General features: G+C 72.7%; 21 protein-coding genes. 6 read left to right on the top strand and 15 right to left on the bottom strand.

Annotation, left to right across the window (positions count from 1 at the left end; all coding sequences use genetic code 11):
- Positions 1–26 precede the first annotated feature (26 nt).
- Entirely contained in the window at positions 27–1,445 is a 1,419-nt protein-coding gene (locus tag J2S58_RS14470; RefSeq protein WP_205257834.1) for a glycoside hydrolase family 1 protein, read from the top strand.
- A gap of 25 nt (positions 1,446–1,470) precedes the next feature.
- On the opposite strand, the gene J2S58_RS14465 is transcribed toward J2S58_RS14470, so the two are convergent.
- The 8 genes from J2S58_RS14465 to modA all read right to left on the bottom strand — a co-directional run bounded on the left by J2S58_RS14465 (position 1,471) and on the right by modA (position 9,393).
- A complete protein-coding gene (locus J2S58_RS14465) occupies positions 1,471–3,966 on the bottom strand; it encodes an ExeM/NucH family extracellular endonuclease (RefSeq protein ID WP_205257833.1) in 2,496 nt (831 codons plus the stop codon).
- 172 nt (positions 3,967–4,138) lie between these two features.
- A complete protein-coding gene (locus tag J2S58_RS14460) occupies positions 4,139–4,969 on the bottom strand; it encodes an inositol monophosphatase family protein (protein WP_205257832.1) in 831 nt (276 codons plus the stop codon).
- 76 nt (positions 4,970–5,045) lie between these two features.
- The gene (locus J2S58_RS14455; protein ID WP_205257831.1) at positions 5,046–5,393 is read right to left on the bottom strand and encodes a hypothetical protein; all 348 of its coding nucleotides are present in this window, start codon (positions 5,391–5,393) and stop codon (positions 5,046–5,048) included.
- Positions 5,394–5,473: 80 nt separating this feature from the next.
- A complete protein-coding gene (locus J2S58_RS14450; protein WP_205257830.1) occupies positions 5,474–5,908 on the bottom strand; it encodes a TetR/AcrR family transcriptional regulator in 435 nt (144 codons plus the stop codon).
- A gap of 119 nt (positions 5,909–6,027) precedes the next feature.
- Positions 6,028–6,240: a TOBE domain-containing protein gene (locus J2S58_RS14445; protein WP_205257829.1), complete on the bottom strand. Its 213-nt coding sequence runs from the start codon at positions 6,238–6,240 to the stop codon at positions 6,028–6,030.
- Positions 6,241–6,425: 185 nt separating this feature from the next.
- The gene (locus J2S58_RS14440) at positions 6,426–7,514 is read right to left on the bottom strand and encodes a sulfate/molybdate ABC transporter ATP-binding protein (protein ID WP_205257964.1); all 1,089 of its coding nucleotides are present in this window, start codon (positions 7,512–7,514) and stop codon (positions 6,426–6,428) included.
- A gap of 41 nt (positions 7,515–7,555) precedes the next feature.
- On the bottom strand, positions 7,556–8,440 hold the full coding sequence (locus J2S58_RS14435) for an ABC transporter permease (RefSeq protein ID WP_205257828.1): 885 nt from the start codon (positions 8,438–8,440) through the stop codon (positions 7,556–7,558).
- Complete coding sequence (gene modA, locus J2S58_RS14430) at positions 8,440–9,393, bottom strand: molybdate ABC transporter substrate-binding protein (protein ID WP_306828681.1); 954 nt, start codon at positions 9,391–9,393, stop codon at positions 8,440–8,442. Before modA ends, J2S58_RS14435 begins: the two co-directional genes overlap by 1 nt.
- 242 nt (positions 9,394–9,635) lie before the next feature.
- On the opposite strand from modA, the gene J2S58_RS14425 reads away from it, so the two are divergent.
- Both J2S58_RS14425 and J2S58_RS14420 read left to right on the top strand, forming a co-directional pair.
- Positions 9,636–10,124: a heme-degrading domain-containing protein gene (locus tag J2S58_RS14425; RefSeq protein ID WP_205257827.1), complete on the top strand. Its 489-nt coding sequence runs from the start codon at positions 9,636–9,638 to the stop codon at positions 10,122–10,124.
- A gap of 36 nt (positions 10,125–10,160) precedes the next feature.
- On the top strand, positions 10,161–10,748 hold the full coding sequence (locus J2S58_RS14420; RefSeq protein WP_306828678.1) for a phosphate-starvation-inducible PsiE family protein: 588 nt from the start codon (positions 10,161–10,163) through the stop codon (positions 10,746–10,748).
- 354 nt (positions 10,749–11,102) lie between these two features.
- Here the strand turns inward: J2S58_RS14420 and J2S58_RS14415 are convergent, their stop codons facing one another.
- A complete protein-coding gene (locus J2S58_RS14415) occupies positions 11,103–13,142 on the bottom strand; it encodes an HNH endonuclease signature motif containing protein (protein WP_306828676.1) in 2,040 nt (679 codons plus the stop codon).
- A gap of 327 nt (positions 13,143–13,469) precedes the next feature.
- Here J2S58_RS14415 and J2S58_RS14410 point away from each other — a divergent pair, with 327 nt between their 5' ends.
- The 3 genes from J2S58_RS14410 to J2S58_RS14400 all read left to right on the top strand — a co-directional run bounded on the left by J2S58_RS14410 (position 13,470) and on the right by J2S58_RS14400 (position 15,766).
- A complete protein-coding gene (locus J2S58_RS14410) occupies positions 13,470–14,423 on the top strand; it encodes an LLM class F420-dependent oxidoreductase (protein ID WP_205257825.1) in 954 nt (317 codons plus the stop codon).
- Positions 14,420–14,932 carry a metallophosphoesterase family protein gene (locus J2S58_RS14405; RefSeq protein ID WP_205257824.1) on the top strand — a complete coding sequence of 171 codons (513 nt, stop codon included), beginning with the start codon at positions 14,420–14,422 and terminating at the stop codon, positions 14,930–14,932. The genes J2S58_RS14410 and J2S58_RS14405 overlap by 4 nt, the downstream gene beginning before the upstream one ends.
- A 174-nt stretch (positions 14,933–15,106) precedes the next feature.
- The gene (locus tag J2S58_RS14400) at positions 15,107–15,766 is read left to right on the top strand and encodes a dihydrofolate reductase family protein (protein WP_205257823.1); all 660 of its coding nucleotides are present in this window, start codon (positions 15,107–15,109) and stop codon (positions 15,764–15,766) included.
- A gap of 34 nt (positions 15,767–15,800) precedes the next feature.
- Here the strand turns inward: J2S58_RS14400 and J2S58_RS14395 are convergent, their stop codons facing one another.
- The 6 genes from J2S58_RS14395 to J2S58_RS14370 all read right to left on the bottom strand — a co-directional run bounded on the left by J2S58_RS14395 (position 15,801) and on the right by J2S58_RS14370 (position 22,154).
- Positions 15,801–16,457: a hypothetical protein gene (locus J2S58_RS14395; protein WP_205257822.1), complete on the bottom strand. Its 657-nt coding sequence runs from the start codon at positions 16,455–16,457 to the stop codon at positions 15,801–15,803.
- A 66-nt stretch (positions 16,458–16,523) separates the two neighbouring features.
- Positions 16,524–18,212 carry a dipeptide ABC transporter ATP-binding protein gene (locus tag J2S58_RS14390; RefSeq protein ID WP_306828671.1) on the bottom strand — a complete coding sequence of 563 codons (1,689 nt, stop codon included), beginning with the start codon at positions 18,210–18,212 and terminating at the stop codon, positions 16,524–16,526.
- Entirely contained in the window at positions 18,209–18,724 is a 516-nt protein-coding gene (locus tag J2S58_RS14385) for a GbsR/MarR family transcriptional regulator (RefSeq protein ID WP_205257821.1), read from the bottom strand. The genes J2S58_RS14390 and J2S58_RS14385 overlap by 4 nt, the downstream gene beginning before the upstream one ends.
- 23 nt (positions 18,725–18,747) lie before the next feature.
- Positions 18,748–20,256 carry a serine hydrolase domain-containing protein gene (locus J2S58_RS14380; protein ID WP_205257820.1) on the bottom strand — a complete coding sequence of 503 codons (1,509 nt, stop codon included), beginning with the start codon at positions 20,254–20,256 and terminating at the stop codon, positions 18,748–18,750.
- Positions 20,257–20,344: 88 nt separating this feature from the next.
- Positions 20,345–21,235 (bottom strand): ABC transporter permease, encoded by an 891-nt coding sequence (locus J2S58_RS14375; RefSeq protein WP_205257819.1) that lies wholly within the window; start codon positions 21,233–21,235, stop codon positions 20,345–20,347.
- A complete protein-coding gene (locus J2S58_RS14370) occupies positions 21,228–22,154 on the bottom strand; it encodes an ABC transporter permease (RefSeq protein ID WP_205257818.1) in 927 nt (308 codons plus the stop codon). Before J2S58_RS14370 ends, J2S58_RS14375 begins: the two co-directional genes overlap by 8 nt.
- Positions 22,155–22,185: the final 31 nt, after the last annotated feature.

Genomic DNA, 22,185 nt, shown 5'->3' with positions numbered 1-22,185 from the left:
CATGATTCCGCTGTCAGGATCGGGGAATGACGATCGGACACACGCGACCGCTCCCCCCGGGTGCGCCACCCGGCGCGGGCCTGCCACCGGGCTTCGTGCTCGGGGTGACCAGCACCGCCGCGTCGGTGGAGGGGGACGACACCGCCGGCGGCCGGACCCCGTCGGTGTGGGACGTGGTGGCGCTGGCGCCGGGGCGCATCGCCGACGGCAGCACCCCCGCCGTGGGCGCAGCGCTGGCCGACCACTGGCCCGGTGATCTCGCCCTGCTGACGGGGCTGGGGGTGCCGGCCTTCCGGATGTCGCTGTCGTGGTCGCGGCTGCAGCCCGGCGGGCGCGGGTCGGCCGCCGCGGCCGGCGTCGAGTACTACGACCGCATGCTGGACTCCCTGCTCGCCGCCGGGATCGCCCCGTGGGTGACGCTGCTGCACTGGGACCTGCCCCTGGAGCTCATGCAGGAGGGCGGCTGGCTGGCCCGCGACACGGCCTCGGCGTTCGCCGAGTACGCGGCACTGGCCGCCGAGCGGTTCGGCGACCGGGTGGCCGCGTGGATCACCCATGACGAGGCCGTGCTGCACACCGCGTACGGCTACGCGGTGGGGATCGACGCCCCGGGGCTGACCCTGCTCGGCTCGGCCTTCGCCACCACCCACCACCAGTTGCTGGGGCACGGTCTCGCGGTGGCCGCCCTGCGGGCGGGGAGCGGGGCCCCGGTGGGGATCGCCAACCACCACACGGCGGTCGCCCCGGCCACCGGCGCCGTCGCCGACCGCGGCGCGGCGCGGTGGTACGACGGCTACCACAACCGGCAGTTCACCGATCCGCTGTTCCTGGGCCGGTACCCGGGCGCGCTGCTCCGGGCGCCCGGTGTGGACGAGAGCGTCGTCCAGGACGGCGATCTCGCCGTCCTGGCCGCTCCGCTGGACTTCTACGGCGTCGGCTACTACTCCCCCACCACGGTGACCGCGGTCCCCGAGAACCGCTCCGTGCCCTTCTCCCTGGACCATCCCGCCGACGCCGCGCACACGGACAACGGCCACCCGGTCGACGCGGCCGGGCTGACCACCGTGCTGACCGACCTGACCGCGCGGTACCCCGCTCTCCCGCCGCTGGTCGTCACCGGGAACGGCGCCGCGTTCGACGACCGGCCGGATCCGGCCGGCGGTCAGCGGGACGACCGGGCGCGCATCGCCTTCCTGGACGATCACCTGGCCGCGGTGGTGGCCGCGCGCGCGGCGGGCGCGGACGTGCGGGGCTACTTCCACCGGTCCCTGCTGGACGGGTGGGAGTTCGCCGACGGGCACACCGCCCGGTACGGCCTGGTGGCCGTGGACCGGGCGGATCTGTCGCGTCGGCCCCGGGCGTCGTTCCACCACTACGCCGACCTGGTCCGGCGTCACCGAGCCACGCACCCGACCGGTCCCGGTCCGGTGTGGCCGGCACGCTGATCGACCACCGGGACCGGGACGCGGGTCACCAGCGTTCGACGGTCACCGTGTTCAGGCTCTCGGCCGGCAGGTGGAAGGTGTCCGCCTGCGGGACGTACCGGGCCGCGTAGAGGCCGTCCACCCGCGGGACGAACAGGGCCACGCCGCCGCGCAGGATCCGGGTGGTCCCGGCCTGCTGGCCGTTCTCCAGGGTGACCGTGCCGCGGGGGGTGAGTCCGCCCGCATCCGCGGTGACCACGGCCAGCACGACCTCCACCACGCCGATGCGGACCGGGACGAGCACCAGCGTGGTGGCCGAGGCCGTCACCGTCACGGTGGCCTCCGCGGACACGGCGAGCACGGCCGCGTCCGCCCCGACCACACGGGCCCGGACGGGGTAGTCCCCCGGGGCCAGGGTGATCGGCAGCGTCAGCTGCGCCACGCCGCCGGTCACCGCGGCCGAACCGAGAACCGTGTCCCCGGAGGCGAACTCGACGGTGGTGGCCCCCGTCCCGGTGACCGTCGCGGTCAAGGTCACCGGCGCTGCACCCCACACCTGCCCGGCGGCGGAGGCGGCCAGGTCGACGGTCACCGCGGGAGCCGGCTCGGCGCCGGCGTCCAGGGCGAGGACGACCGGGTCGTGGTCGGACGACCGGTAGGGGTCAGGGGCGTAGAAGAGCGTGCCGTGGGTGTTGTACCGGCTGTACTCCAACGCGACGGACTCACCGGAGTTGATGTTCCAGATGTCGGCGCCGGTGGCCCGGTCCAGCGTGGCCCGGTCGACCAGGATGTGGTCCAGCGAGCCGGACAGCCCGGAGAACGAGTAGGACGAGGTCTCCACGTCGAGCTCGGGCTCCACATCGGCGTAGCCGGCGTCGGCGAGGAGGCGGATGGGATCCTCCTGGCCGTAGGAGTTGAAATCGCCGACGAGCACGGTGGCCAGCGGGTCGCCGGCCTCGGTGGTGTCGACCGTCGGCAGCCAGTCCGCCAGGGCCTGCGCCTGGCGGGTCCGGGCCCCGTTGTAGGCACCGGCGCCGTTGCCGGTGTCCACGTCGTCGCCGGTCGCCCCGGTCGCGCTCTTGGACTTGAAGTGGTTGACCACGAACAGGAACGGCTCGCCGTCGTAGGTCGGCGTGAAGACCTGACCGAGCGGCTCGCGGGCGTTGGCGAAGGCCTGCCCGTCGTCGCTCTGCGTCCCCAGGGCCCGTGCCTCACCGGTGCGGGTGACCATGGCGGGCTTGTAGATGATCGCGTTGGTGATGACGTCCATCCGGTCCGCCGGCGGCAGTTCCGCCGACGACGGGTTGGCCGCCCAGGTGCCGGCGCCGTCCCGCGCGTTCAGCGCGCCGACCAGGGTCTGCAGCGCCTCGTCCGGGGTCTCCCCCAGCGCGGCGGAGTTCTCGATCTCCATCAGGCCGACGACGTCGGCGTCCAGCGCGCTGATCGCGGCGACGATCTTGTCCTGCTGACGCTGCAGGTCGGCGGCGTCCCAGGCGCCGCGCTGGGCGCAGTCGTCCCGCACGGTGACGCCGTCGCCGGCCCGGTCGGTGTACGGCTCGCAGGTGGCCGTGTCGGTGCCCAGGGTGGTGAAGTAGTTCAGCACGTTGAACGACGCGACCCGCAGACCCCCGTCGCCGAGATCCTCGACATCCGGTGCAGCGGTGCGGGTGTCGGCGAACTCGACCGGGACGGCCGGGTCGCCGGCCACCACGGGGGCGGTGGGCTGGAACTTCCAGGCATTGTTGCGGCGATCGACGATGACGTCGCCGGTAAAGGTCACCGGGGCTCCGACCCGGACGGGGGCGGTGAGCGAGACGTACGGCGGGGTCAGCGCGCTGTTCGCCGGCCGGAGGAAGTCGATCGACGACCCGTCGTCCAGGGTGACCGCCCGTTCGGCGTTGTCGGCGGCGACGGCGAGCGCCTCCGCCGATCCGGGCACGGCGACCTCGGTGGGCTGGACCAGCGGCACCCCGCCGGCGGCCAGACCGACCTCGCCGTACTGGTTGGTGGAGTACGTGTTGGTCACGGTGAACTCACCGGTCGGCCGGACGAGGACGGACTCCAGCGCCTCGCGCTCGGCGTCGGTGGTCGGCCAGCCGGGCAGTTCGGTGGCGGTCACCGGAGCGGCGGGGTCGGCGAGCACCTCGACGACGTCCGCCTCGATCTCGGTGAGCCCGTTGAACTCGACCACCTCACCGGTGACGGTGACGTGGTCTCCGACGGCCACGGTGGCGGCCAGGGCGGGGGCGTACACCCAGATCGCCACGGACGCGGCGGGCGGATCGAGCGGGAGCGGTCCGCCGGTCCCGGGGGTCTGCAGGGCGAACCCGCCGAGCCCACCGGTGGGGAAGGCCGCGGTGACCACCCCGGCCGTGCTCACGCTCTGCCCGACCAGGGGCGACGCGTCACCCTCGCCCTGGATGTCGGCGATCGGTACGAGATCGCCCGGGGCGGCGGCGGCGGGCCCGACCGGGACGAGCAGCCCGGCCAGGACGAGGGCCGTTCCGGCCACCGCGGTGCACCGGGTACGGATGAGAGCCACGATCGAGTCCCCGTTCAGCAGGATCCACCGTCGGAGCGCGCACTGTGGCGCGTTCTTCCGGCAGGGTGTGTGGATCGTGTGAACGCTAGACGAGGGCACCGACAGCCGCCCGGTGACCGGGCAGCTGTTCACCGGGCGGACATGTGCCGGTCGGCCGCCCTGCCGACCGGGATCAGGTGACCACCGGCAGCTCGGCCAGGGCCGAGCTCAGCTCGTGGTGCAGGGACGGACCCGCGGTCAGGAAGCGGGTCGGCCCGCCCGGCAGCTGGACCAGCGCGGTGAACACCGCGCCGGCCTCCTGGGCGATCAACCCGCCGGCGGCGGCGTCCCAGGGCTGCAGGCCGACCTCGTAGAAGGCGTCCAGCTTGCCCGACGCGACCCAGCACATGTCCAGTGCCGCGGACCCGGTCCGGCGGATGTCCCGCACGGTGGGCAGCAACGCGGCGATCACCTGGCCCTGCAGGGCACGGCGGGCCGGGTCGTAGCCGAAGCCGGTGCCCAGCAGGGCCTGGCCCATCGGGATGGGGTCGACGACCTGCAGGCGTTCGCCGTCGCAGAAGGCTCCCTCGCCGCGGACGGCGCTGTACTCGCGCCCGGTGCCCGGGTCCAGCACGACGCCGACCAGAGCGCCGTCCCCGTCCTCGACGGCCACGCTGACCGAGAAGTTGCCCAGGCCGTAGAGGTAGTTCACCGTCCCGTCGAGCGGGTCGACCACCCAGCGCAGCCCGGAGACCGACGGCCGCGACGAGCCCTCCTCGGCGAGCAGGCCGTCGTCGGGACGCTCGGTGGTGATCATCTCGACCAGCACCGCCTCGGCGGCCAGATCGGCGGCCGAGACCGGGTCGGTGGCGGTGGACTTCGTCCGCAGGCCCTCGATGTGGCCGTACCGGCGCATCAACTCGGCCCCCGCGGCGGAGGCGGCCCGACGAGCGAGGTCGAGCAGGGCGGCGGTGTCCACCGGGGAGTCCGCGGAGCTGGCGGCGTCAGGGGTGTGGGTCGTCATGGGGTCCATCCTTCCCCTGCCGGGTCCCACCAGCTCACACCCGGCCCCTCACACCCGCCGTCTCACACCCGCCGTCTCACACCACGGCGGCGTTGATCCGGTCCACCAGTGCGCGCGGGTCGGCGACGGTGAGGACCAGTTGCTCGAAGCGTTCCCCGGCCAGCGTGATGACCACGGTGTCGCCCGGGGTGCTCACGTTCCAGAACGAACGCTCGCCGTCGTGGACGAAGGTCCCGGCCCACTTGCCGGGCACGGCCAACCCGGGCCGGCGGATCCCCTTGGGCTCGGCATTGGCGCCGGGATCGAAGGTGGCGCCGCGGACGTGGTCCAGCGGGATGTCCAGGCATCGGGTGAACGACCAGATCTTGTCCAGCCCACGGGGTTCCACGCGCAGGGTGGTGTCGGAGACGGTGACGGTGTTCATGGGTCCTCCTCGGGGAGTGCCGGTGGATGAGGCGGTGCAAGTCCGGGCCGGTTCGGGCCGGTTCGGGCCCGTGGGCCGGTTCAGGTCGCGATGACCGGGGCGGGCGCCGGGGTCGCCGCGCCCAGGCCGGCCCGGTCCAGCAGGCGGGTCCCGAGCACGACCGCCGCGTCGGGTCGGTCGGCGAGCCACTCGCCGACGATGCTCCGGACCTCGGTGTCGCGGGGAGCGAGTTCGAGGGTGGCGACCAGCAGCAGATCCAGGACGGCCGGCTCACCACGGCCGGGGCCGGGCTCCTCGCGACCGGGATCACCCGGCTCGGCGGGGACCGACCGGGCCCGCAGGGCGGCGACGAACAGACCGCGCTTGCTGCCGAACGCCTGGTAGAGGCTCCCCCGGTGCAGGCCGGTGGAGCGGACCAGATCGTCCAGGGACGTGCCCTCGAAACCGGTGGCCAGGAACGACTTCGCGGCGCGGCCCAGCACCTCGGCCTCGTCGAAACTCCGGGTGCGTCCCATGCGATCGACCGTACGGATACTTGATCGACCAGTCAAGAACGAACGGTCAAGAATTCGGGCGGGCCCGCAGTGCCACCCCGGGACGCCCGCTCCGCGAACGGGCGCCCGTCCGGACGCCGTCACTCGACGCCGATCATCACCTCGGTGGACTTGACGAGGGCGGTGGCCGGGCTGCCGACGCGCAGGTCGAGCTCCTCGACGGCCTCCTTGGTGATGGACGCGGTGATGATCTGGTCACCGCCGTCCAGCGCGATCTTGACGGTGGCCATCACCGCGCCGACGGTGATCTCGGAAACAGTGCCGCGCAGCTGGTTCCGGGTGGACAGACGCATGGGGACTCCTCGGTACGTGGATGGATCGGCTTCAGGACGGCTGTGCGGTCCGGGACGGTGGTTCGGCCCCGCCCTCGGGAACGGCGGAGCGGCCGGCAGCGAGTGGGGCCGGCGGGAGGCGAGCGAACCGCTCGACCGGGGCGGACCACGTCCGGTACCCGGCCGGCATCCCCGGGCCCGGGTGATCATGCTGGTCCCGGCCGTCGTCCGGGCCCGGCCCGGGCGTGCAGGCCGACCTCGGTGGCCTTCACGGCGAACCAGGCGGGCTGGCCGGGGACGAGGTCGAGGTCGGCGACGGCGGCCGCGGTGATGTCCGCGAACACCGCGGCGCCGCCCGGACCCTCGGCGTGGATCCGCACCACGGCCCCCCGGGACTCGACCTCGGTGACGGTGACGGGGAGGTGGTTCCGCGGGCTGCCGGTGGGCGGATCGCGATGGACGGCGACCGCTGCCGGGGTGAACAGGGCGACCGCGGCGCCGCCGTCCCGCACGTCGTCGTCCGGTCGCCCGTGCAGGGTCAGGCCGTCCCCGTGCAGCGTGTCGGGCGCCGGGCCGGTCCCGCCCGCGATCCCGGCGACCAGATTGATGTCGGCGAGGCGGGCCGCGAAGGCGGACCGGGGGCGGGCCAGCACTTCCCGGGTGGGCCCGTCCTCCACGATCCGGCCGGCCTCGACGACCACGGTGCGGTCCGCGAGGGCCAGTGCGTCGAGGATGTCGTGGGTGACCAGCAGTGCCGTCCGCGCGGAGTCGCGCAGCACGCGACGGAGCAGCTGGCGGAGGGCGGGGGCGACGGCGATGTCCAGCGCGGACATCGGCTCGTCGAGCAGCAGCAGGTGGGGTTCCGCGGCCAGCGCCCGGGCCACCGCGATCCGCTGGGCCTGCCCACCGGAGAGCTGGGCGGGCCGCCGGCCGGCCAGCTCGGTGGCGTCCACGGCGTCGAGCCACCGGTCCGCCGCCGCGTCGGCGTCCCGACGGGAGGTACCGGTGCTACGCGGTCCGAAGGCGACGTTCGCCCGGGCGGTCAGGTGCGGGAACAGCATCGCTTGCTGGGCGAGCAGGACGGTGCGGCGACGGTGGGGCGGGACGAAGACGCCACGGTCGATGTCGACCAGGGTCGTCCCGTCGAGAACGAGGCGCCCGGTGTCGGGGCGGAGCAGCCCGGCCAGCACGGAGAGCAGGGTCGACTTGCCGGCGCCGTTGGGCCCGAGGACGGCGACCACCTCTCCGGGCACCAGATCGAGCTCGAGCCGGACGTCCCGGTCCTCGACCGTCATCTCGAGGTGCGTCGCCCCGGTGAACACGGGGCCCGCGCCGCTCACAGCGCTCCCTCCGCCTGCCGGGTGCGGGTGGCGACGACGATGACGACGGCCACCACCACCAGCACCAGGGACAGGGCGACCGCGGCGTCGGCGTCGTCCTCGCGCTGCAGGTAGATCTCCAGGGGCAGGGTCCGGGTGACCCCCTGGAGACTGCCGGCGAAGGTCAGGGTCGCACCGAACTCGCCCAGGGCCCGCGCGAAGGACAGCACCGAACCCGAGATCAACGCCGGCAGCACCAGCGGGATGGTGACGCGGCGCAGCACGGTGGTGGGTCGCGCGCCGAGCGTGGCCGCCACCGCCTCGTAACGCTGCCCGGCGGTACGCAGCGCTCCTTCCAGGCTCAGCACGAGGAACGGGATGGCCACGAAGGTCTGGGCCAGCACCACGGCGGTGGTGGAGAACGCGATGCGGATCCCGAGCACCTCGAGCCACTGCCCGAGCAGCCCCCGCCGGCCGAAGGTGTAGAGCAGGGCGATGCCGCCGACGACGGGCGGCAGGACGAGCGGCAGCAGGACGAACGACCGGAGGACGGCGAGCCCCCGGAAGCTGCCACGGGCCAGGACCAGGGCCATCGGGGTCCCGAACAGGACGCACAGCACGGTGCTGGCCAGCGCCGTCCGCAGGCTGAGCGCGAGTGCGGCCCGCGAGCTCTCGGAGGTGACCAGGGCACCGAAGTTCCCCCAGTCGACGCGCAGCGCCATCGCGACCAGCGGCAGCAGGATGAACACCGCGGTGACCGCCGCGGGGACGAACAGCCAGCGCGGCAGTCCGGACAGCGAGCCCGACCGCCGGCGGGAGCGGCGGGCCGGCTCCGGGGAGCGGGAACTCCGGGACGGGGACGTCGTCAGGGTGGCGGTCTCCTGTCGGACTCGGCCGGCCATCAGCCGGCAGCGGCGAACCCGGCTGCCTCCAGGACTGCCTGGCCCTGGGGCCCGGTGACCAGGTCGACGAAAGCCTGCGCCGCGGCGGCGTTCGCCGAGCTCCGCAACACGCCGATCGGGTAGGTGTTCACCGCGCCCGCGGACTCCGCGAAGGGCACGGCCGTCACCTTGGCTCCGGCGTTCGTCGCGTCGGTGACGTAGACCAGGCCGGCGTCGGCTTCGCCGGTCTCGACCTTGTTGAGCACGTCGGTGACCGACTGCTCCTCGCTGACCGGGGTCAGGGTCACCCCCGTGGCGTCCTCGACCTTCTTGGTGGCCGAACCGCAGGGGACGGCCGGCGCGCAGATGACCTCGCTGACGCCTTCCCGGGCCAGGTCGGCGAAGGAGGTGATGCCCGCGGGATTGCCGGGCGGGGTGACGATGGTGAGGGTGTTGGTCGCGAAGTCGACCGGCGCCCCGGTCACCAGGTCGGCGTCGGTGGCCTTGGTCATGGTGTTGGTGTCCGCGGAGGCGAACACGTCGGCCGGTGCTCCGCCCTGCAACTGGGTGACCAGGTCGGAGGAACCGGCGAAGGCGAACACCACGTCAGCACCCGGGTTCTCGGCCCGGTAGGTCTCCCCGATGGCGGTGAAGGTGGCCTTCAGCGACGCCGCGGCGAAGACGGTGATCGTGCCGGACGCGGACGCGCCGGAAGTGGCGGTCGCCGCGCCGGAGGAGGTGGTGGCCGCCGCAGCGCTGGTCGCAGTGGTCGTGCCCGAGGTCGCCGTTGCGGAGGTCGCCGTCCCGGAGGTGACCGCGCCGGAGGAGGGAGCGGGGGCTGCCGGACTCGCCGAGGCCGCCGGCGTCGACGCACCGGTGGAGCCGCTGCCGGCTTCGCTGCCGGAACCGCACCCGGCGGCGAGCAGGCCGACGGCGGCCAGTGCGGCGATCAGCAGACGGGGACTGGACGTCACGGGTCTCCTCCAGGGGGAAACGGTTCGACAGGCCCGCAAGGACGGACCTGCCGGCAATCCGTGGGTACGGAGCTGCTCCCAAGGCTACTGCCGCATCTCCGGATCCATGACTCCTCTGAACCCGAAGGCTCGGAGACGGTGATCGGGCCGGGTTGGCCGGGGTGGTCACGCTGCGGTAGGCAGGGCCGGGCGGCGCCGATCCGGGCCGTCCACTCATCGGCAGCAGCAGGAAAGGCCACGACATGAGCACCACGGACGCAGCCGAGTTGGTGACGGCGATCCAGGAGCAGGAGCGGACGCTGGTGTTCCCGGCCTTCACCCTGACGGACGCGTGGACGCTGGGCAGTCTGCTGGTCGCCCGGGCGCGGGCAGCCGGGGCACCGGTGGCCGTCGACATCCAGATCGGCGAGCAGCAGGTCTTCCACGCCGCACTCCCCGGGTCCTGTGCCGACAACGACCAGTGGATCCAGCGCAAGATCCGCACCGTTCGCCGGTTCGGGGTGTCGTCCTACCTGGTGGGGCGGCGACTCGCCGCCGCGGACAAGGACTTCGCCGCGTCGACCCTGCTGGATCCGACGGTGTTCGCCGCGCACGGTGGCGCGTTCCCGATCACCGTGGCCGGGGTCGGAGTGGTCGGCACCGTCGCGGTGTCCGGGCTCCCGCAGGCCGACGACCACGCCCTGCTGGTCGCGGTGCTGACCGAGCACCTGGGGCTGGATCGCGGCGACTGACCGTCGGTCCCGCGGCGCTCGGGCATCATCTCCGGCGTGACCAGTGACGATCGCCGCGGCCAGGACCGATCCACCCAGCAGGGCGAGGAGGACGTCCCGGCGCACGTCAAGGTGGGCAACCGGGCCCTGGAGATCGCCGAGGGCATCGTCTACGTCGGCATCGCCGTTCTGCTGCTGGTGGTGGCCATCGCGGTGCTGGTCGCCGCAGCCCGGCAGGTGCCGGCCGTGTTCACGTCCGACACCGCGGGCGCGGCGGCCCTGGAGATGCTGGACACCCTGCTGCTGGTGTTCATCGTGGTCGAGCTGCTGTTCGCCGTCCGGATCACCATCGCCCGCCGCGAGCTGATCGCCGAGCCGTTCCTGCTCGTCGGGATCATCGCCTCCATCAAGGAGATCGTGGTGCTGTCGGTGAAGGCGGCCGACGAGCTGGGCAAGGGGGCGGTGTTCGCCGATTCCATCCGGGAGATCGCCGTGCTCGGTGGGCTCGTCCTCGTCCTCGGCGTGACGGCCTGGTTGTTACGCCTCAAGGAGCGGGAGCCCGGCGAGGGGGACGAGGGCGGCCCGTACACCCCGGACCGGGGCAGCGAGCCGGCGGGCGGCAGCGAGCAGCGCGAGCGCACCTGACCGAGGTCGTGAGCCGGCGGGCGGCAGCGAGCAGCGCGAGCGCACCTGACCGAGGTCGTGAGCCGGCGGGCGGCAGCGAGCAGCGCGAGCGCACCTGACCCGTCATCGGTGCACACACCACTCGACGAACCAAGACCCTGGGCCGGGCGCCCGGCGGTGATCGAGACATCGTGCGGTTCCACCCCCGTCGGGCGGATCGGCGCGCAGGTGTGCCGTGCACCGGCCGGTCCGCCGGTAGCCGACTCCCTCCGCAGATCCGTGTTCCTCACGACGCAGACTCGCCGCGCCGCGGTCGCCGGGATCGGGAATCTGCCGGTATGACGAGGCGGGCCTGTGGGCCCGGTCCGACGCCGGTCAGAACGGCGGAGGGTCGTCATCGGGTGTCCTCGTCGGGGAGTGGTCGCCGCTACCCGGATGACCATCGGAGCCAGCGACCTCGACGCGGCGGCGCGGCACGGAGCGCAGGTGCTTGCGGAGCATTCGAGAGATCCGGTCCTCCTGTCGCTCGACGAGTTCGAGGTCGGCAGCATCCGCAACATCCGCAGCATCCGCAGCATCCGCAGGGTCCGCGGGATCGGGGCTGTCTCTGTGGCTGTCACTGTCGCCGTCCGGTCCGCTTACCCCGGCGCATGCGTCGGCGTGCTGGCTGGCCCACCCCACGGGGACGGCGACCTGCCGCGGTGGGTCGAGATAGCTGTGACCCGTGGGGCTGGTCCAGCTCACCCCGAGGCCAGCAGGATCGGAGGCGGTCGGAGGGTTGCGACGCAGGGACCAATCGGCGTGGTGTTTGAACAGGTGGTGGCGCCGACACAGCGGGTCGGTGTTACCCGTGGTGGTGGGACCACCCGACCGGGGATTCCGGCGGTCGAAGCGGTCGCGGTGGTCGATGTCGCACCGCCAGACCGGTTGTCGGCAGGACGGGAACCGACAGGAGTCCGCCAGAGCCGACACCTGGTCCCGCAGATCCTGCCGGGGGCGGTACTGGTGGGACCCGGCGGAGATCACCGCACCGGTGACGGGTTCGGCGAGCAGTGCGGTGATCGTGCTCGCCGAGGCCGCGATGCTGCGGGCCATCCCGGCGGTGACGGCGCCGTGCCCGGCGAGATGTGCCGGCAGGTCGTCCAGGCCGGCCAGGGTCTGCAGACCAAGGGTCACCTGCAGATGGGGGCGACGGCCCTGCCGGGACAAGCGGCGCGTGGGGCGAGCGGCCGCCCTCGAGACGGCGAGGGCCGGGGCCGGGCCGGAAACCGACGGAGCCGGGTCGGAATCGGCAGTTGCCGGGGCAGACGCGGAAGCCGAGACCGTGGCGGCCTCCGAGACAGCCGCTGCCGGGGCCGGCTCGCAAACCGAAACGACGGCTGCCGGGCCGCGAGGTGTGGCTGCCGGGGCCGGCGTCGGTGCGGGAGTCGACACAGCGATCGACGGGGGCGAGACGGAGGCGGCGCGGCTGTCATCGACATCGCTTTCGACAACGGTTTTCTCGCGGACGTCGACACCGGCGTCTTCGTCGGAGGTGAGGTAGTCGGCCAGATCGATCTGCCCATGGGTGAGGATCTGATCGGCCAGGTCGGCCAACGCATCCGCCCGCCGCGCACCGATGGGCCGGTCGTCGTCGCTGAACCCGCCGGTGTGCGTCGCGAGCAGATCGGCCAGCTGGAAGATGCCGACCGCGCCGTCCGCGGCCAGGTACGCCCTCACCGTGGACATGCCCTCTCGGCCGGGAAGCACCACGAGTTCCCGCTCCCGCCGCGCCTGCTCGTGTCGTTCGGTAGCCCCGCGGGGATCGACCGCGATCACTGCTGTCCCCACTGCCTTGCGCGTCGCTGCCGTCGACTCGGTCCGGGCGATCGGCAGCACCCGCTCCTCGACTCCGGCCGTGAGGTGCGCCGGGAGCGGGGAGGTGAAGTCGGCGATGACTCGCGCCTTGCCTCGATCGATCGTGCCCTCGGACAGAGATCGCAATGTCGCCGGGAGGTCGGTGCACATCCGGATCGCGTCCCGCACGCGAACCCCGGCGGTGACCGGGGAGATTCGAAGGATCGCTGCGACTTCGCCGGCGGCCATCGACTGCGCGGCTTCGGGCACGAAGCCGGCCACCGTGTCCCCACCGGGTTCCCCGATCAGGTACTGCCCGGCCAGCCGGCGGGCCAGCCCCGTCGGATCACCGGCCACCCCCGGCACAGCCAGCGCGGCGAGAGCACGCATCTGCCAGGCCGACACCGCCGACATGACGCGCTCGGATGCTGCGACCGCGTCCACCAGCGCAGCCCCGCCCAGCTCCCCCGGATCACCGGACAGCAGGCCGACCGCCTCCGCCAGCCCGGCCGACGGCGCAGCACTCACTGCGCCTCCGCAGTCGTCCGGCTCGTCGTTCACGTGTTCGAATCTAGTCATGTGAACTCGTGGTATCCAGACCTCGGACGGGTGGTGCGGGTCCACTGCGCTTCCCCCAGTTCGACGGAGCGACGACCACGACCTGCAGCGACGAAGACGCGGCGGCCTGGGTGGCGGCGAGGACTCCCGGCCTGTGGTCCACCCGTTCCGACCTCACCGGACCAGTCCACCCGACCCACCCCGTGCCGGTCCACCGTGCCCGAACGGTCCAGAGGCCCGACCCACCCTTGCCTGCTGACTCGACCCCGTCATGCCTCCCGGTCCGCGCCCGAGCCCACCCACCCGGTCCGCCGCGTCGCCCGGTCGCTCTCCCCCTACGCTCGTCCCATGGATCTGCGCATCTTCACCGAACCTCAGCAGGGCGCCTCGCACGCGGACCTGCTCGCGGTGGCCCGGGCCACCCGGGACACCGGCTTCTCGGCGTTCTTCCGCTCCGACCACATCCTGGTCATGGGCGACGGTGACGGGTTGCCCGGTCCGTCCGACACCATGGTCAGCCTCGGGGTGCTGGCGGCTCAGGTGCCGGACATCCGGTTCGGCACCCTCGTCGCCTCGGCCACCTTCCGACACCCGTCGATGCTGGCGATCGCCGCCGCCCAGGTCGACGAGATCTCCGGCGGGCGGCTCGATCTGGGCCTGGGATCGGGTTGGAACGACGACGAGCACCGTGCGTACGGGATCGATTTCGGGTCGGGCTTCGGAGAGCGGTTCGATCGGCTGACCGAACAGCTGGAGATCCTCACCGGGCTGTGGGCGACACCGGTCGGGCAGACGTTCGACCACACCGGGACGCACTACACGCTGTCCGGGGCACCCGGTCTGCCCAAGCCGGTGCAGTCGGTGCACGGCACGCCGAAGGTGCCGATCATCGTCGGAGGCCACGGCCCCAAGCGCACCCCGGCGCTGGCCGCCCGGTTCGCCGACGAGTTCAATGTCGGTTTCTCCCCGCTCGAGCTGGTGCTGGACCGGTTCGAGAAGACCCGGCAGGCCTGCACGGAGGTGGACCGCGACCCGGCCGACCTGGTCTACTCCGCCGCCTTGACCGTCTGCTGCGGACGGGACGACGCCGAACTCCGGCGCCGCGCCGACGTCATCGGCCGCGACCTGGGTGGACTCGGCCAGGGCGATCTGGCCGGAAGCCCGGAGCAGATCACCGACACCCTGGGCCGTTGGGCGGAGGCCGGGGTGCAGCGGATGTACCTGCAGATCCTGGATCTCGCCGACCTGGACCACCTCGCCCTGCTCGGCGAGACCGTGCTCCCGGCGCTCCGCGACGCGTGACCGGCGTCCGGCTGCTGCTGCTCGCCGACACGCACCTGCCCAAGCGGGCGAAGGTGCTGCCGGAGCAGGTGTGGGCCGAGGTGGACCGGGCCGACGTGGTCGTGCACGCCGGGGACTGGGTGGACGTGGACCTGCTCGACGAGCTGACCGGACGCACCGACCGGCTGATCGGGGTGGTGGGCAACAACGACGGCGCCGACCTGCGCGCCCGACTGCCCGAGGTGGCCCGGGCGGAGATCGCCGGCGTCCGGTTCGCCGTGGTCCACGAGACCGGCGGCCGGGCCGGGCGGGAGGCGCGTGCCGACGCCGCGTTCCCGGAGACCGACGTGCTGGTGTTCGGGCACAGTCACATCCCCTGGGACAGCACCACTCCGGCCGGGATGCGGCTCCTGAACCCCGGCTCCCCCACCGACCGCCGCCGACAGCCGTTCTGCACCTACCTGACCGCGACGGCCGACGGCGGCGCGATCAGCGATGTGGTCCTGCACCGGCTGCCGCCGCGGGCCTGACCCACGGATAGCCGGTACCGCCGTGCGCACGGGCGGAGATGAGTTCCGGGCCTGCGGACGGTCCACCGTTCCGGCAGCGCCACCATGGGTGCTGATGGTCGGTCGCTCGCCGAGAACCCGGATGCGGGTCCCGGGCGAGCGCTCCGGTCGTTCCGGGATCGTTCAGGAGGTCGTATGTCCCTCGTCCGCGTCCACAACTTCTCGGTGTCGCTCGACGGCTTCGGTACAGGTGCCGACCAGAGCCTCGACGCCCCGTTCGGTCACGCCGGCTCCCGTCTCGTGGACTGGGCGGTGACCACCCGCACCTTCCGGGAGATGGGTCTCCCCGGTGACACGCCGGGTTCCGTCGGTGTCGACGACGCCTTCGCCGGTCGCTGGGGCGCGGGAGTCGGCGTGGAGATCATGGGACGCAACAAGTTCGGGCCCCAGCGCGGTCCCTGGACGGATGAGGAGTGGAAGGGCTGGTGGGGCGACGACCCGGTGTTCCACACCCCGGTGGTCGTGCTGACCCACCACCCCCGACCGGTGCTCGAGATGGCCGGCGGGACGACCTTCCACTTCGTCGATGCCGAGCCGGTGGCCGCACTGGAGCACGCGCGAGCCCTGGCCGGCGACCTCGACGTCCGGATCGGCGGTGGCGTGGACACGGTCCGCCAGTTCCTCCGGGCCGACCTCGTCGACCATCTGCACGTCGTCGTGGTGCCGGTCGTCCTGGGCCGGGGCGAACGCCTCTGGGACGGACTGGAGGGACTGGAGACCCGCTTCGAGATCGAGACGACACCGTCGCCGTCCGGCGTCGTCCATCTGACCTGCACCCGCCGGGATCCCCGGTAGCCGGGGGCGGAGGGCCCCGCCGGCGCTGTCCCCGTCAGCTCCGGACGTCGGCCTCCGCGTGCAGGAGAACGCCGTCGAGGTCGAACAGGGCGGCGGGGTCGTCCATCCCGTCGGTCAGGTCGGCCTGCGTGAGGGGCTGGTCGTGACCCACGACGAGGGCGATCCCGGCCGTCGGCTGCAGGCCGGGGACGTGGGCGAGTGACTCCAGGCCCGTCCTGCGCATGAGTCGGTGGACGGCCCGGCCGAGGTGGCCGACGTCGTCCGCCGCCTCCGGCCAGATGTCCCAGGAGGCCGCACGGCCGGCGGCCAGGACGGCGGCCTCGGAGGTCACCCGGAAGTCGTGCCGGACCAGCACACTCACCCGGCCGTCCTCGGCGTCGAGGTCCACCGCGTCGCCGTCCTCCTGCACGTCATCATCGCCGTCCACCCCGTCGTCCTCGTCGTCCAGCATCAGCGAACCGCAGGGCCCGCTGGTGGACGAGAACGACAGCTCCGCATCGCTCATCGCGACCAGCCGGGAGCGCACCGCGCGCTCGGCCCGGTCGATCATGGGCTCGTCCGCGGCGCTCGACGCCGCCGCGACCATGGCCACGTAGGCCTGCAGAGCCGCGATGGCCGACTCGGCGGTCCGGACGAAGTCCGCCCGTGTCCCGTCGGTCCACAGACCGGCTTCCCACTCCTCGTCGTCCATGCCGAGAACCTATCGACGGACCGCCCGGGTGACCCGTGGGCATCCGGGCGGGACGGCGCGTCCCACCTACGACGCCAGCCGCGCCTGCTCCCGACGCGCCACCCGCCTGGCCTGCTGCACGGCGGGGTCGGCCACCGGCGCCGAGGCGATGAGCGTGCGGGTGTAGGGATCGGCGGGGGCGCCGAGGATCTGGGCGCGGGTGCCCTCCTCGACCACCCGACCCTGGTGGAGCACGACGACGCGGTCGCAGAGCTGGTCGACGACAGCGAGGTCGTGGGTGATGAACAGGCAGCCGAACGCCAGTTCCTGCTGCAGGGTGCCGAGCAGTTCCAGCACCGTGGCCTGCACGGAGACATCCAGTGCGGAGGTGGGTTCGTCGGCGATGAGCAGTTGCGGGTGCAGGCTGAGGGCCCGGGCGATGGCCACCCGCTGCCGTTGCCCGCCGGACAGCTCGTGCGGGTACCGGTCGGCCCAGGCCGCCGGCAGCCGCACCGACTCCAGCAGCTCGTCGACCCGACCGGCCAGCTCCCGGCCCCGGATCCCCCGGTGCACCAGCAGCGGCTCCCCGACGGACGCGCCGACGGTGTACCGGGGGTTCAGGGCGGCGGCCGGGTTCTGGAACACCGTGCCGATCCGCTGCCGCGCAGCACGCAGGGCCGAACCGCGCAGGGCGCTCAGATCGGTGCCGTCGACCAGGATCCGCCCGCCGCTCGCCGGGACGAGCCCGAGCACGGCGCGGCCGATGGTCGACTTGCCGGAGCCGGATTCCCCGACCAGGCCTACGATCTCGCCGGGCGCGATGGTCAGGCCGACACCCTGCACCGCGTCCACGCTGCGTCGCCTGCTCTTGTACGTCACCCGGAGGTCGGTGATCTGCAGCGCCGGGGTGACACCCACCGAGCCGGCGGACGGCGACCCAGCCTCGGGAACGACCTCCGGGCTGAGCCCGGACCCGATGCGCGGCACCGTGTTCAGCAGCATGCGGGTGTACTCCGCCTCGGGCGCGGCGAACAATTGCCCGGCCGGGGCCTGCTCCTCGATGCGCCCGTCCCGCATGACGACGACGCGGTCGGCGACGTCGGCGACCACGCCCATGTCGTGGGTGATGATCAGGATCGTGGTGCCCAGCCGGTCCCGCAGATCGACGAGCACGTCCAGGATGTCCTGCTGCACGGTGACGTCCAGCGCTGTGGTCGGCTCGTCGCCGATGAGCACGTCCGGCTCGCACGACAACGCCATCGCGATCATGATGCGCTGGCACTGGCCGCCGGAGAACTGGTGCGGGTAGTCCCGCAGCCGGGCCCGGGCCTCCGGGATGCCGACCAGGTCCAGCAGTTCCACCGCGCGATCCGCGGCGGCCGTGCGGGACAGCTCTCGGCGGTGCCGGCGGATCGCCTCCACCAGTTGGGACCCGATGGTGAACACCGGGTCCAGGGCGCCGGCCGGGTCCTGGAAGATGAACGCGATCCGGTCACCGCGCACCTCCCGCATGGCCGGCTCGTCCAGCGTGAGCAGGTCCACCCCGTCGAGCAGGATGCTGCCGGAGATGGTGGCGGACCGGGGCAGCAGCCGCACGGCGGCCAACGCGGTGACCGTCTTGCCGGATCCGGATTCGCCGACCAGGGCGATGATCTCGCCCCGGGCGATGGCGACGTCGACCCCGTGCACCACCTCGGTGGACCGACCGGCACCACCGAAGGCGATGCGCAGATCGACGAACCGGAGCAGCGGGGTGGGGCTCGGGTCGGGCTTCACGATTCCTCCGCGGGCGGGACGTGGCTCTGCAGGTGGGCGCGCCAGTCCTGGAGCATCTGCTGGTTGTAGCCGCCGAGCCAGGACATGTACTCCCGGGCCACCAGCACCCGGTGCCGTGCGGCACCCGCCAACGGCAGCTCGGCCCCGGCGGCGCCGAGCACGTTCTCCATCCGGAACACCCAGCGGCGCTCGCCGGACAGGAAACCGCCCCAGATGTCGTCGTCCGCGGCGAAGTAGTGCGAACGGTCCCCCGGTACCCGGTGCCGGCGGATGAAGCCCTGGGTGACCAGGTTGCGGGTGGCCATCGAGACGGCGCCGGCGGCGACCCCGAGCACCCGGGCCAGTTCGGCCGACGGCACCCGCTCGGCCGAACTGATCAGCAGGTAGGCCATCACCCGGCCCTCCATGCGCCCGTACCCGCCCTCGTACCAGTTGTCGGCGAAGTCCTCCACGAACGCCCGGACCGCCGCGCTCATCTCGGGCTCCGGTGACTCCGGCTGCCTGCTGATCATGGCGGTTCCCCCTACGGCGTGACTCACGATGCCGGGCCCGTCCCGGCGCCCGTGGTCGCCGATCGTCCCATCTGCGCCCGCCGCCGGGCCCGGAAGTCCGCCTCGGGCCACGCGGTCATGCCGCCCATCCGGATCTCGGTGATACGGCCGCCCTCCCGGGTGAAGATCACCGGCTCACCGGCCGACCCGAAGCCCGGTCGGGCCGGCATGAGCAGGCGGTCCGGGCCGAGAACGGTCAGCTCGACGACCTCCTCGGTCGGGTCGTCCTGCTCGGGATGCAGCAGCACCAGCCGCTCCCCCATCCGGGCGATCACCACGCGCCCGAACCCGCCGACCATCGTGGTCACGAAGGAGTCCAGGTCCACCGGGTCGGTGGCGTCCTCCGGCGCGGCCGGGGGCGGCAGCGCCCGCTTGGCCAGGGCCAGGTCGATCAGCTTGATCACCCCGAGGGCGATCGGGTGCGCGGGCCCGCGACTGGCGTTGGTGAGCACCGAGACGACCAGGGAGGCCTGCGGATCGACGAACGTGCGGGTGACGAAGCCGGGGAAGCCACCGCTGTGCCCGACCAGCGCCCGGGTCCCGACGGTGTGCAGCTCCAGGCCGAGCCCGTACCGGCCCAGCTCGGTGGTCCCGGCCATGACGACGGATTCGGTGCGCTGCATCAGCCGCTTGTCGGTGTCGGAGAGCAGCCGTTCGTCCCCCTTCACGTGGGCCCCGGCGTACGCGGTGAGATCCTCAGCGCAGGCGACGAAGCCGGTCGCCGCGGCCATCGCCCCGGTGGACGGGTTGCGCAGCACGAACATCTCGTCATCGCCGTCCAGCAGCAGCGAGTGCCCCGACGCGAGCTCGTCGGCCGGCACCCCGTCCACGTCCGGGTGGACCCGCGGGAGCTCCAGCACGTCGAGGATCTCGCTGCGGACGAACCCCGCGAAGTCCTGCCCGCCGACCCGCTCGATGATCGCCCCGACGATCGAGTAGCCGTAGTTGCTGTACTTGAAGTGCTCGTTGCGGCCGAACGTCGCCCCGTCCCGGTGCAGATCCGCGAACAACGTGTCGCTGTCCGGGAAGTCGCGGGTCAGCTGCCAGTAGTCGCAGTCGTCGCCGTCCCGGATGACCCCGCCCTGGTGGCCGATGAGTTCGCGGACGGTCCGGTCGGCCAGCGGGGTGTCGGCCAGCTCGGGCAGGTGGGTGCCGACGGTGTCGTCCAGACGCAGGGCCCCGCGGGCCGCCAGCATCATCACCGCGGTGGCCGCGAAGGTCTTGGAGTGCGACGCGATCCGGAACAGGTGCCGGGGGGTGAGGTCCACGCCCTCCGCCAGATCGGCGCTCCCGGACGCCCCGCTGATCAGCAGCTCACCGTCCACCCGGACCGCCACCTGCACCCCGGGAACCCGCAGCATCCGACGCCGCAGGTCGACCCACTCCTGGACGAGCCCGGCGACCTCCTTCACGGCGGCGGCGAGCTCCGCCCGGTCGGTCGACGCGGGCGCGGTGGTGACCGTGGTGACGGTCGTGGTGGTGGTCTGGGTCATCTCGGTCGCCTCGTCGTCGGGGTGGCCACCGCGGAGACAGCCTGCGGCGGAACATGTCTGGTCGGACAGTAGGTGGAGCGGATCGTCATCAGCGGGTCCGGGGGTCCAGCGCGTCCCGCACCAGGTCACCCAGCGCGATCAGGGCGATGACGGTCGCGGACAGGAACAGACTGGGGAACAACAGCATGTACGGATAGTTCTGGAACCGGGCCTGCGCGGAGGCCAGCTGCAGCCCCCAGCTGATCGACGGCGCCTGCAGCCCGACACCGAGGAAGGTCAGCGTCGACTCGGCGACGATGACCGACCCGATCATGATGGTGGCCACGGCCAGCACCGGGCCGATCGCGTTGGGCAGGATGTAGCGCAGCAGGATGCGACTCGTCGGCAGGCCCATCGCCCGGGCCCCGTGCACGAACTCCGCGTCCCGCACCTGGCGGACGGAGCTGCGGATCAACCGGGCCATGGTCGGCCAGGAGAACAGGGCGAGCACGGCCGAGACCACCAGCACGGTGCGGTCGGCGGTGGAGTTCAGCACCACGATGGCGCCCAGGATGAACGGGAAGCCCAGGAAGACATCGGTCAGCCGGGACAGCAGACCGTCCAGCCAGCCGCCGCGGTACCCGGCCAGCGTCCCCACCACGATGGCGACCAGCAGGGCCATCGCCGTGCACAGCAGACCGATGCTCAGCGAGGTCCGAGCGCCATAGATGACGTTGCTGTAGATGTCGCAGCCCTGCAGGTCGGTGCCGAAGGGATGGCCGGAGCTGGGGGCGTCGGCGCTGAGGGTGATGTCGCAGTCCCGCGGGTCGCCGTTGCCGAACAGCCCGGCGATCGGCCCGGGGAGCACCGACAGCAGACCCAGCAGGCCCACCACCACCGCGCACGCCCAGAACAGCGGCCGGCGTCGCAACGTCGGCCAGACCCCGCGCTTGCCCATGCCACCGGTGGCGGCGGCGTCCTTCATCAGCAGATCAGTCACGTCGGATCCTCGGGTCCAGCAGCGAGTTGGCGATGTCCACCAACGCACTGATCACCAGGAAGATGATGACGAGTGCGGTCGACACGCCCACCACCACCGGCCCCTCGTGGTTGCGGATGGCGGAGAACAACAGCTGCCCGATGCCGGGCATGTTGAAGATGCCCTCGACGATGATCGCGCCGCCGAGCAGGTACCCCAGGTCGATGGCGGCGAAGGTCAGCACGGGGATGCCGGCGTTGCGCAGCACGTGCACCCCGACCACCCGCCGTTCCGACAGGCCCTTGGCCCACAGCGTGCGGACGTAGTCCGAGCGGACGGAATCGATGACGCTGCCCCGCATCAGCCGGGACACCGCGGCCAGTCCGAACACGGCCAGGCAGGCCGCGGGCAGCAGGAACGCCACCGGCCAGCCCTCCTGCGTACCGGCCACCGGGACCCAGCCCCAGTTCACCCCGAGCAGCAGCTGCGAGGTCACCGCGACCACGAAGATCGGGATCGAGGAGATGACGATGGTGCCGAGCAGCACGGCGCGGTCGATCGTCCCGCCCTGCCGGAGCCCGGAGATCAGGCCGAGTCCGGCGCCGATGACGACCTCGAGCACCCAGGCGGTGAGCGCCAGCACGATCGTCGTGGGCCAGCGACTGGCCATCCGCTCGGAGACCGAGCGGCCGGTGAAGTCGGTGCCCAGGTCACCGCGGAACACCCCGGTGAGCCACCGCCAGTATTGCGAGATCAGCGGGTCGTCCAGGTGGTACCGGGCGCGCAGGGTGGCCACCACCGTCGCGGGCAACGGGCGGTCACCGGCCAGGGAGGCGATCGGGTCGCCCTTGAGCGCGAAGACCAGGGCGTAGATGACGAAGGTGACGCCGATGAACACGACGAGCAGTTCCAGCAGCCGACGCAGGACGAAGCGGGTCATCGCCGACCGCCGAGCACGGTGCGGACGAGTC

The organism is Nakamurella flavida (assembly GCF_030811475.1).
Lineage (GTDB): Bacteria > Actinomycetota > Actinomycetes > Mycobacteriales > Nakamurellaceae > Nakamurella > Nakamurella flavida.
The sequence above is the reverse complement of the archived record's forward strand: the minus strand, read 5'-3'. Positions and strand labels throughout refer to the sequence as shown.

What these genes read in the sequence shown, in the direction of transcription:
- J2S58_RS14470 (WP_205257834.1), top strand. Translation starts at nt 27, where the DNA reads ATGACGATCGGACACACGCGACCGCTCCCCCCGGGTGCGCCACCCGGC.
- J2S58_RS14460 (WP_205257832.1), bottom strand. Translation starts at nt 4,969, where the DNA reads ATGACGACCCACACCCCTGACGCCGCCAGCTCCGCGGACTCCCCGGTG.
- J2S58_RS14455 (WP_205257831.1), bottom strand. Translation starts at nt 5,393, where the DNA reads ATGAACACCGTCACCGTCTCCGACACCACCCTGCGCGTGGAACCCCGT.
- J2S58_RS14450 (WP_205257830.1), bottom strand. Translation starts at nt 5,908, where the DNA reads ATGGGACGCACCCGGAGTTTCGACGAGGCCGAGGTGCTGGGCCGCGCC.
- J2S58_RS14445 (WP_205257829.1), bottom strand. Translation starts at nt 6,240, where the DNA reads ATGCGTCTGTCCACCCGGAACCAGCTGCGCGGCACTGTTTCCGAGATC.
- J2S58_RS14440 (WP_205257964.1), bottom strand. Translation starts at nt 7,514, where the DNA reads ATGACGGTCGAGGACCGGGACGTCCGGCTCGAGCTCGATCTGGTGCCC.
- J2S58_RS14435 (WP_205257828.1), bottom strand. Translation starts at nt 8,440, where the DNA reads ATGGCCGGCCGAGTCCGACAGGAGACCGCCACCCTGACGACGTCCCCG.
- J2S58_RS14425 (WP_205257827.1), top strand. Translation starts at nt 9,636, where the DNA reads ATGAGCACCACGGACGCAGCCGAGTTGGTGACGGCGATCCAGGAGCAG.
- J2S58_RS14415 (WP_306828676.1), bottom strand. Translation starts at nt 13,142, where the DNA reads ATGACTAGATTCGAACACGTGAACGACGAGCCGGACGACTGCGGAGGC.
- J2S58_RS14410 (WP_205257825.1), top strand. Translation starts at nt 13,470, where the DNA reads ATGGATCTGCGCATCTTCACCGAACCTCAGCAGGGCGCCTCGCACGCG.
- J2S58_RS14400 (WP_205257823.1), top strand. Translation starts at nt 15,107, where the DNA reads ATGTCCCTCGTCCGCGTCCACAACTTCTCGGTGTCGCTCGACGGCTTC.
- J2S58_RS14395 (WP_205257822.1), bottom strand. Translation starts at nt 16,457, where the DNA reads ATGGACGACGAGGAGTGGGAAGCCGGTCTGTGGACCGACGGGACACGG.
- J2S58_RS14385 (WP_205257821.1), bottom strand. Translation starts at nt 18,724, where the DNA reads ATGATCAGCAGGCAGCCGGAGTCACCGGAGCCCGAGATGAGCGCGGCG.
- J2S58_RS14380 (WP_205257820.1), bottom strand. Translation starts at nt 20,256, where the DNA reads ATGACCCAGACCACCACCACGACCGTCACCACGGTCACCACCGCGCCC.
- J2S58_RS14370 (WP_205257818.1), bottom strand. Translation starts at nt 22,154, where the DNA reads ATGACCCGCTTCGTCCTGCGTCGGCTGCTGGAACTGCTCGTCGTGTTC.